The sequence below is a fragment of the Streptomyces sp. Tu 3180 genome, from assembly GCF_009852415.1.
In the GTDB taxonomy this organism is placed as follows: Bacteria; Actinomycetota; Actinomycetes; order Streptomycetales; family Streptomycetaceae; genus Streptomyces.
Genome location: NZ_WOXS01000002.1, coordinates 593,584 through 603,771, shown reverse-complemented (window position 1 = coordinate 603,771; position 10,188 = coordinate 593,584). Strand labels below are relative to the sequence as shown.

1 protein-coding gene is annotated in these 10,188 nt (G+C 77.7%); it reads left to right on the top strand.

What is annotated here, in order from left to right; genetic code table 11:
* Window positions 1-23 precede the first annotated feature (23 nt).
* Window positions 24-10,178 carry a type I polyketide synthase gene (locus GL259_RS39490; protein WP_159529181.1) on the top strand — a complete coding sequence of 3,385 codons (10,155 nt, stop codon included), beginning with the start codon at window positions 24-26 and terminating at the stop codon, window positions 10,176-10,178.
* The last annotated feature ends 10 nt before the right edge of the window (window positions 10,179-10,188 follow it).

Sequence of the window (10,188 nt, the reverse complement as noted above, 5' to 3'; positions counted from 1 at the left end):
CCGGGTTCAAGGAAGTGACACACGTGGCTGACGACGACAAGTACGTGGAATACCTCAAGCGGGTCACGGGCGAACTGCGGCAGACCCGCCGCCGGCTGCGCGAGGCGGAGGACCGGGTCCGCGAGCCGATCGCCGTCGTCGCGATGAGCTGCCGCTTCCCCGGCGACATCCGCAGCCCCGAGGACCTGTGGCGGCTCGTCGACGAGGGCGGCGACGCCATCGGCGAACTTCCCGAGGACCGCGGCTGGGACATCGAGGACCGCTACGACCCCGACCCCGGCCGCCCCGGCACCTTCTCCACCCGGCAGGGCGGCTTCCTCCGCGACGCCGCCGCCTTCGACGCGGCCTTCTTCGGCATGAGCCCCCGCGAGGCCCTGGCCACCGACCCCCAGCAGCGCCTGCTGCTGGAAGCCTCCTGGGAACTGCTGGAGCGGGCCGGGATCCGGCCGCAGACCCTGCGGTCCAGCGCCACCGGCGTGTTCGTGGGCGCGGCCGCCTCCGGCTACGGCCAGGGCCCCGTCGAGGTGCCCGAGGACGTCCACGGCCTGATGCTGGCCGGCAACGCCACCTCCGTCGCCTCCGGCCGCATCTCCTACGTCCTCGGCCTGGAGGGCCCCACGGTCACCGTCGACACCGCCTGTTCCTCCTCCCTGGTCGCCCTGCACTGGGCGGTGCAGGCCCTGCGCAACGGCGAGTGCGACCTCGCGATGGCCGGCGGCGTCGCCGTCATGGCCACCCCCGGCCTGCTGTTCGAGTTCAGCCGGCAGCGCGGGCTGGCCCCCGACGGCCGCTGCAAGGCGTTCGCCGACTCCGCCGACGGCACCGGCTGGTCCGAAGGCGTCGGCCTGCTCCTGGTGGAACGCCTCTCCGACGCCCGCCGCAACGGCCACCCCGTGCTCGCCGTGGTCCGCGGCTCCGCCGTCAACTCCGACGGCGCCTCCAACGGCCTCACCGCCCCCAACGGCCCCGCCCAGCAGCGGGTGATCGAACAGGCTCTCGCCAACGCCGGCCTCACCGCCGCGGACGTCGACGCCGTCGAGGCGCACGGCACCGGCACCACCCTCGGCGACCCGATCGAGGCCCAGGCCCTCCTCGCCGCCTACGGCCGGGACCGGCCCGCCGAACGCCCGCTGCTGCTCGGCTCCCTGAAGTCCAACCTCGGCCACACCCAGGCCGCCGCCGGTGTCGCCGGCGTCATCAAGACCGTGATGGCGCTGCGGCACGGCCGGCTGCCCCGCACCCTGCACGTCGACACGCCCTCCACCCACGTCGACTGGGACGCCGGACACGTCCGCCTGCTCACCGAGCCCGCCGACTGGCCGGACACCGGCGGCCGCCCGCGCCGGGCCGCCGTCTCCTCCTTCGGCATCAGCGGCACCAACGCCCACACGATCCTGGAGGCCGCACCCGAGCCGGAGCCCGCGGCGGACGACACGACCCCGACGGCCGCTCCGGCCGAACCGCTGCCCGTGGCCCCCTGGTTCCTGTCCGCGCGCAGCGCCGAGGCCCTGCGCGGCCAGGCCGCACGGCTCCTCGCACACGTCACCGCCCACCCCGGGCACGACCCGCACGACACCGCCCGCGCCCTGGCCACCACCCGGCAGGCCTTCGAGCACCGGGCCGCCGTCCTCGCCCCGGACACCGCCGCCGCACGCGACGCGCTGCGCGCCCTCGCCGACGGCGAGGAGCACCCGGCCGTCGTCACCGGCCGCACCCTGCGCGGCGGCACCGCGTTCCTCTTCCCCGGGCAGGGCGCCCAGCGCCCCGGCATGGGCCGGGACCTGTACGCCGCCTTCCCCGCCTTCGCCCGCGCCTACGACGAGGTCTGCGCCCACCTCGACCCCGAACTCGGCCTGTCCCTCAAGGACACCGTCCTGCACGGCGGGGACGAGGAGGCCCTGCGCGGCACGGGACTCGCCCAGCCGGCCCTGTTCGCCTTCGGGGTCGCCCTGTTCCGGCTGCTGGAGTCCTGGGGCATCACCCCCAAGTACCTCCTGGGCCACTCCCTGGGCGGGCTGACCGCCGCCCACGTCGCGGGCGTGTGGTCGCTGGCCGACGCCTGCCGGCTCGTCGCCGCCCGCGGCCGGCTCATGCAGGCGCTGCCCGAGGGCGGCGCCATGATCTCCCTCGACGCGGCCGAGGACGAGGTGACCCCGCTGCTCGCCGCGCACGGCGACGCCGTGTCCGTCGCCGCCGTCAACGGGCCCCGCGCCACCGTGATCTCCGGCAGCACCGCGGCCGTCGAGGCGGTCGCCGCCGAACTCGGCGCCCTCGGCCGGACCACCCGGCGGCTGCGCGTGTCGCACGCCTTCCACTCCGCCCGCATGGACGGCGCCCTCGACGAGTTCCGGCGCGTCGCCGAGAGCGTCACCGCCCGTCCGCCGCGGATCACCGTCGTCTCCGACCTCACCGGCCGCCCCGCCACCGCCGCCGAACTCGCCTCCGCCGGCTACTGGGTACGGCACCTCCGCCACACCGTCCGCTTCGCCGACGGCGTCGGCCACCTCGTCGAGCGGGGCGTCACCCGCTTCCTCGAACTCGGCCCCGACGCCTCCCTCACCGCGCTGGCCCGCACCTGCCTGCCCGACGACACCACCGAGCGGGTCTGCCTGCCCCTGCAGCGCAAGGACCGCCCCGAGCCGGCCACCCTGCTGGCCGCCGTGGCCGGGGCCCACGCGCACGGCGTGCCCGTCGACCACGAGCGCCTCCTCGGCGGCCCGGTGCCGGACGCCCCCCGGATCGAGCTCCCCACCTACGCCTTCACCCGCGAGCGGTACTGGCTGCGGCCCGCCGCACAGACCGGCGACGTCACCGGTGCCGGCCTCACGGGCGCCGGGCACCCGCTGCTCGGTGCCGTGGTCCGCGTCGCCGACGAGGACCGGGTCCTGCTCACCGGCCGCCTGTCCACCCGGAGCCAGCCCTGGCTCGCCGACCACACCGTCTCCGGGACCGTCCTGCTGCCCGGCACCGCCTTCGTCGAACTCGTCCTGCGGGCCGGCGACGAGGTCGGCTGCGGCCTGCTGGAGGAACTCACCCTCCAGGCGCCGCTGGCCCTGCCCGACGGCACCGGCGCGCAGCTGCAGATCGCGCTGGGCGCCCCCGACGACGCGGGCCGCCGCACGGTCGCCGTCCACGCCCGCCCGGACGCCGACGACGACACCCCCTGGACCCGGCACGCCACCGCCGTCCTCGCCCCGGCCACCCCCACCGCGTCCGGCGACGACCTCACCGCATGGCCGCCCGCCGGCGCCCGTCCCGTCCCGCTGGACGGCTTCTACGCCGCGCTCGCCGCCCAGGGCTACCAGTACGGCCCCGTCTTCCAGGGCCTGCGCGCCGCCTGGCACGACGGCGACGTCCGGTACGCCGAGGTCGCGCTGCCCGAGGACGAGCACCGTGACGCCGCCCGTTTCGGACTGCACCCCGCCCTCCTCGACGCCGCCCTGCACGCCCAGCTCACCGGCGGCGACGGCGAGGCGGACGGCGACGGCGGGGGAGTGGGCCTGCCCTTCGCCTTCAGTGGCGTCACCCTGCACGCCGTGGGTGCCACCGCCCTGCGCGTCCGGCTCGAGAAGCGCCCCGGCGGTTCGGTGCGACTGCGCGTCGCCGACGGCACCGGACGACCCGTGGCCACCGTCGACTCCCTCGTCAGCCGCCCGCTGTCCGCGGACGCCACGCCCGCCGCCCGGCCGGCCGACGGAGCGCTGTACGCGGTCCGCTGGACGGCCGCCGACCTGCCCGGGGCACAGGCCACCGACGGCTGGCGCCTGGCCGCCGACGACCCGTCGGGCCTGGTCCCCGACTGGCCCGCGCTCGGCTCCGACGGCTGCGCCGCCGCCGTCCTGCCCTTCACCTCCGCACCCGGCGAGACCCCCGCCGGGGTAGCCTCCCGCGCCCTGGACGCCCTGCGCACGCTCCTCGCCGACGAGCGCACCCAGGACGCCCCTGTGGTCGTCGTCACCCGGGGCGCCGTCGCCGCCGGGCACGAGGACGTACCGGACCTGTCCGCCGCCGCCCTGTGGGGTCTGGTGCGCTCCGCCCAGACGGAGAACCCCGGCCGGATCGTCCTCGCCGACCTCGACGGCACCGACGCCTCCCGTACCGCCCTGGCCGCCGCGGTCGCCTCCGGCGCACCGCAACTCGCCCTGCGGGAGGGCCGGCTGCTCACGCCGACGCTGACGCGTGCCGTCGGCGCGCGGAACCCCGCCGGGAACGCCGCCGGCACCGCAGCCGACGCCGCCGGCCGGACCGCCGCCTGGGACCCCGACGGCACCGTCCTGATCACCGGCGGCACCGGCGCCCTCGGCACGCTCGTCGCCCGCCACCTGGTCACCGCGCACGGCGTGCGCTCCCTGCTGCTGCTCTCCCGCAGCGGCCCGCACGCCCCCGGCGCCACCGAGCTCGCCGCCGAACTCACCGCCCACGGCGCGGCCGTCCGCATCGAGGCCTGCGACGCGGCCGACCCCGCGGCCCTCACCGCCGCCCTGGCCACCGTCCCCGCCGAGCACCCGCTGCGCGCCGTCGTGCACACCGCCGGCGTCCTCGACGACGGCGTCCTCGCCTCCCTCACCCCGGACCGCCTCGCCACCGTCCTGCGCGCCAAGGCCGACTCCGCGCTCGCCCTGCACCGGGCCACCCGCGACGCCGGCCTCACCGCCTTCGTGCTGTTCTCCTCCGCCGCCGGCCTCCTCGGCGGCGCCGGACAGGCCAACTACGCCGCCGCCAACACCGTCCTGGACGCCCTCGCCCAGCACCGCCGCGCCCGGGGACTGCCCGCCGTCTCGCTCGCCTGGACCCTGTGGCAGCACGACGGCGGCATGACCGGCGGCCTCGACGACGGTGACGTACGCCGCATCGCCGCCTCCGGACTGCCCGCCCTCGACCCCGCGCACGCCCTGCGGCTGCTGGACGAGGCGCTCACGGCCGGCGAGGCCGTGCTCGCCCCGCTGCGCACCGACCCCGCCGCGCTGCGGGCCGCCGCCGCGGCCGGCCGGCTGCCCGCCCTGCTGCGCGGCCTGGTCCCGGCACCGGCCCGGCGCACCGCCCGCACCGCGGACGGCGGCGACTCCTCCGCACTCCTGCGGCGCCTCGCCGCACTCACCGGACCCGAACAGGAACGCCTGCTGCTCGACGTGGTGCGCCGCCACGCCGCCGTCGCCCTCGGCCACGGCTCGGCCGGCGCCGTCGACGGCGAACAGTCCTTCAAGGACCTCGGTTTCGACTCCCTCACCTCGGTCGACCTGCGCAACCGGCTGAACGCCGAAACGGGACTCAGGCTGCCCGCCACCCTGGTCTTCGACCACCCCAGGCCCAGCGCCCTCGCCCGCCACCTGCGGCGGGAACTCGCCGGCGGCACCGAGACGGCCGAGACCGCCACCGCCGCCGCCGGTGACGACGACCCCGTCGTCATCGTCTCCATGGCCTGCCAGTACCCGGGCGGAGTCACCTCCCCCGAGGAGCTGTGGCGGTTCGTGTCCGAGGGCGGCGACGCCATCGGCGCCTTCCCCACCGACCGGGGCTGGGACCTGGACCGGCTGCCCGGCCTGGAGGCCGGCTTCCTGCACGGCGCCACCCACTTCGACGCCGCCCTGTTCGGCATCTCCCCGCGCGAGGCCCTCGCCATGGACCCGCAGCAGCGCCTGCTCCTGGAGACGTCCTGGGAGGTCTTCGAGCGCGCCGGCCTCGACCCGCTGGCCCAGCACGGCAGCCGCACCGGCGTGTACGTCGGCGCGATGGGATCCGGCTACGCGTCGGGCCTCGCCGACATCCCCGAGGGCATGGAGGGCTACATCGGCCTCGGCGTGTCCGGCAGCGTCATCTCCGGCCGCGTCGCCTACACCTTCGGCCTGGAGGGGCCGACGATGACGGTCGACACCGCCTGCTCCTCCGCCCTGGTCGCCCTGCACCTCGCGGCCCAGGCGCTGCGGCGGGGCGAGTGCTCGATGGCGCTCGTCGGCGGCGTCACCGTCATGGCCACCCCCGGCACCTACACCGAGTTCACCGCGCAGAACGGGCTGGCCGCCGACGGCCGCTGCAAGGCGTTCGCCGCCGCCGCCGACGGCACCAGCTTCTCCGAGGGCGTCGGCGTGCTCCTGCTGGAACGGCTGTCGGACGCCCGGCGCAACGGGCACCCGGTGCTCGCCGTCGTCCGCGGTTCGGCCACCAACCAGGACGGCGCGTCCAACGGCCTGACCGCCCCCAGCGGCCCCTCCCAGCAGCAGGTCATCCGCCAGGCCCTGGCCTCGGCCGGGCTCTCCCCGGCCGACGTGGACGCGGTGGAGGCGCACGGCACCGGCACCACCCTCGGCGACCCCATCGAGGCGCAGGCCCTGTTCGCCACCTACGGCCGGGAGCGGCCCGAGGGACGGCCCCTGCTGCTGGGCTCCGCCAAGTCGAACTTCGGCCACACCCAGGCCGCCGCGGGCGCGGCCGGCGTCATCAAGATGGTGATGGCGATGCACCACGGCGAACTGCCCCGCACCCTGCACGTCGACGAGCCCTCCCCGCACATCGACTGGTCCAGCGGCACCGTCGAACTGCTCACCGAGCCCCGCCCGTGGCCCGCCCGGGAAGGACGCCCCCGCCGGGCCGGCGTCTCCTCCTTCGGCATCAGCGGGAGCAACGCCCACGTCGTCCTGGAGGAACCGCCCGCCCCCGCGCCCGCCCCCCGGCGGGACGCGGCGGCCGCCCTGCCGCGCGCGTACCCCGTCTCCGGGCACACCCCCGAGGCGCTGCGCGCCCAGGCGGCCCGGCTGCGCACCCACCTCCTCACCGCCGACCACGACCCGCGCGACCTCGCGCACACGCTGACCACGGCCCGCCACGCGCAGCGCCACCGGGCCGTCGTCGTCGCCGGGGACCGGGAGGAACTGCTCACCGGGCTCGCCGCCGTCGCCACCGGCGGCCGCGCCCCCCACGTCGTCACCGGCGGAACCGACGGCGGCCGCCTCGCCGTCCTGTTCAGCGGCCAGGGCGCACAGCGCCCGGGCACGGGCCGCGGCCTGTACGCCGCCCACCCGGTGTTCGCCGAGACCCTCGACGCCGTCTGCGCCGAACTGGACCGGCACCTGGACGGACCTCCGCTGCGCGAGGTGGTCCTCGCAGCCGAGGGCAGCGCCGAGGCGGCGCTGCTGGACCGCACCGCCTGGACGCAGGCCGCCCTGTTCGCCTTCGGCACCGCCGCCCACGCCCTGACCGCGTCCTGGGGTGTCCGGCCCGACGTACTGGCCGGGCACTCCGTCGGCGAGCTCACCGCCGCGCACGCCGCCGGGGTGCTCGACCTGGCCGACGCCTGCGCCCTGGTCGCCGCACGCGGCCGGCTCATGCAGGCGCTGCCGGAGGGCGGTGCCATGACCGCGATCGAGGCCACCGAGGCGGAGGTGCTGCCGTACCTGGAGGGCCGGGCCGACCGCCTCGCGGTCGCCGCCGTCAACGGGCCCGTCTCCGTCGTGGTCTCCGGCGCCGCGGACGACGTGGACGCGGTCGCCGCCGAGTTCGCCGCGCGCGGCCGCCGGACCCGGCGCCTGCGGGTCAGCCACGCCTTCCACTCGCCGCTGATGGACGCCGTGCTGGAGGACTTCCGGCAGGCGGCCGCGCGCGTGCGCTACGCGCCGCCGGCCGTCCCCGTGGTGTCCCACCTGACCGGCGCCCTGTGCACCGGAGAGGACCTGTGCACCCCCGACTACTGGGTGCGTCACGCCCGCGAGGCCGTGCGCTTCGCGGACGGGGTGCGCACCCTGGAGACCGAGGGCGTCACCCTCTGCCTCGAACTCGGTCCCGACGCCACCCTCACCCCCCTGGTCCGCGACGGCGTCGGCGACCCGGCCGCCGTCACCGCAGTGCCCCTCCTCCACCGCGACCTGCCCGAGACGCGCGCGGCGCTGCTGGCCGCCGCCACCCTGCACGCGCACGGCCGCGGAGACCTGCCCGCCCACCCCGCCGACGCCGGCGCCCGGCCCGTCGCCCTGCCGACGTACGCCTTCCAGCGCGAGCGCTACTGGCTGGAACCGTCCGCGCGGACCGCCGCGCCCGCGGCCGACGGCGCCTTCTGGGACCTGGTCGAGGCCGCCGACCCGGCAGCCCTGGCCGAGCGGCTCGACCTCGACGCCGACGCCCCGCTCAGCGCCGTCCTGCCCGCCCTCGCCGCCTGGCGCGGCGCGGACCGCAGGCACGCCGAGGAACAGCGCTGGGAGCACCGCGTGACCTGGCGGCCCGCCGCCGACGGCGCCACCGCCGCCCTCACCGGCACCTGGCTGCTCGCCGTCCCGGGCTCACTGGACGGCGGCCCCTGGGCCACGTCGATCGCCGAGGCGCTCACCGCGCACGGCGCCCACGTCCGCGTCCTGCCCGTGGACTGCGCGGGCACCGACCGCACGACCCTGGCCGCCGCCTACGACACCGCCCGCGAGGACGGTCCGGCACCCGCGGGCGTCCTGTCCCTGCTGGCCGCCGACACCCGGCCGCTGCCCGGCCACCGCGCCGTCCCGGCCGGTCTCGCCGCGACCACCGCCCTCGTGCAGGCCCTCGCCGACCGGGCCACCGGCCCGGACACCGCCCGCCTGTGGGCCGTCACCGCGGGCGCGGCCGGCGTGCTGGGACACGAGGCGCCCGCCGAACCCGAACAGGCGGCCGTCTGGGGCCTGGGCCGCACCGCCGCGCTGGAACACCCGCAGCTGTGGGGCGGCTTGGTCGACCTGCCCGCCGGCACCACCGCCGTCGCCCCCGACATCGCCCGCCGGCTGTGCGCGGTCCTGGCGGACGGCCGCGAGGACCAGACCGCCGTGCGCGCCGCCGGCACCTTCCTGCGCCGCCTCGAACGCGTCCCCGCCGCACGGCCCGCCGGAACGTCGCCCGACTGGACGGGCACCGTCCTGCTCACCGGCGCGACCGGCGCCCTCGGCCTGCGCACCGCCGCCTGGCTCGCCTCCCGCGGCACCACCCGGATCGTCGCCGTCAGCCGCTCGGGCCCCGGCTCGCCCGGCGCCGCCCGCCTCGAGGAGACCCTGGCCGGCACCGGCACCGCACTCGTCCTGACCGCCTGCGACGTCGCCGACCGGGACGCACTCGCCGCCCTGCTGGCCGAGCACCCCGTCGACGCGGTCGTGCACACCGCCGGTGTCCTCGACGACCGGCTCATCGACGGCATGGACGCCGACGCCCTGGAGAACGTGCTGCGGCCCAAGCTCGCCGCCGCCCGCAACCTCCACGACCTCACCCGGGACCGGGACCTGACGGCGTTCGTCCTGTACTCGTCGGTCTCCGGCACCCTGGGCACCATCGGCCAGGCCAACTACGCCGCCGCCAACGCCGGCCTCGACGCGCTCGCCGAACAGCGCCGCGCCGCCGGCCTGCCGGCCACCTCCCTGGCCTGGGGCCCCTGGGCGGGCGGCGGCATGGCGAGCCGGGACGCCGGCACCGAGGCCCGCATGCGCCGCGGCGGCATCAGCCCCCTCGACCCCGACCGGGCGGTGGAGGCGGTCGGCAGGGCCACGGCACGCACCGACGCCGTGCTCGCCGTCGCCGACATCGACTGGGCGCGGTTCGCCCCCGGCTTCACCACCTCCCGGCCCAGCCCGCTGCTCGCCGAACTGCCCGAGGTGCGCGAACTGCTCGCCCGGCGTCCCGAGAGCGCGGACGCGGACGCCGGGCAGGCCCTGCGCGCCCGGCTGGCCGGCCAGACCCCCGCCGAACGGGAACGCACGCTGGTCGGCCTGGTGCGCACCGAGGCCGCCGCCGTCCTCGGGCACGCCTCCGCCGACCGGGTCGGCGCCACGCAGGCGTTCAACGCCCTCGGCTTCGACTCGCTGACGGCGGTCGAACTGCGCAACCGGATCGGCGCCGCCACCGGTCTCGCCCTCCCGGCCACGCTCCTGTTCGACCAGCCCAACGCCACCGCGCTCGCCGGACACCTGCTCGGCCGGCTCACCGACGGCACGGACGCGGCCGGCGCCGTCCTCGCCGACCTCGACCGGCTGGAAGCGGCCCTGTCCGGGCTGCCGGCCGGCGACGCCCGGCTCGACCGCATCGGCGCCCGGCTGCAGTCGCTGCTCGGACGCATCGGCGGTACCGCGACCGCCGCCGCACCGGCCGCGGCGACCGGCGACGACATCACCGACCGCCTGGAGTCCGCCGCGGCGGACGAACTCTTCGACTTCATCGAGAACGACCTCGGCATCTCCTAGCGGGGACGGC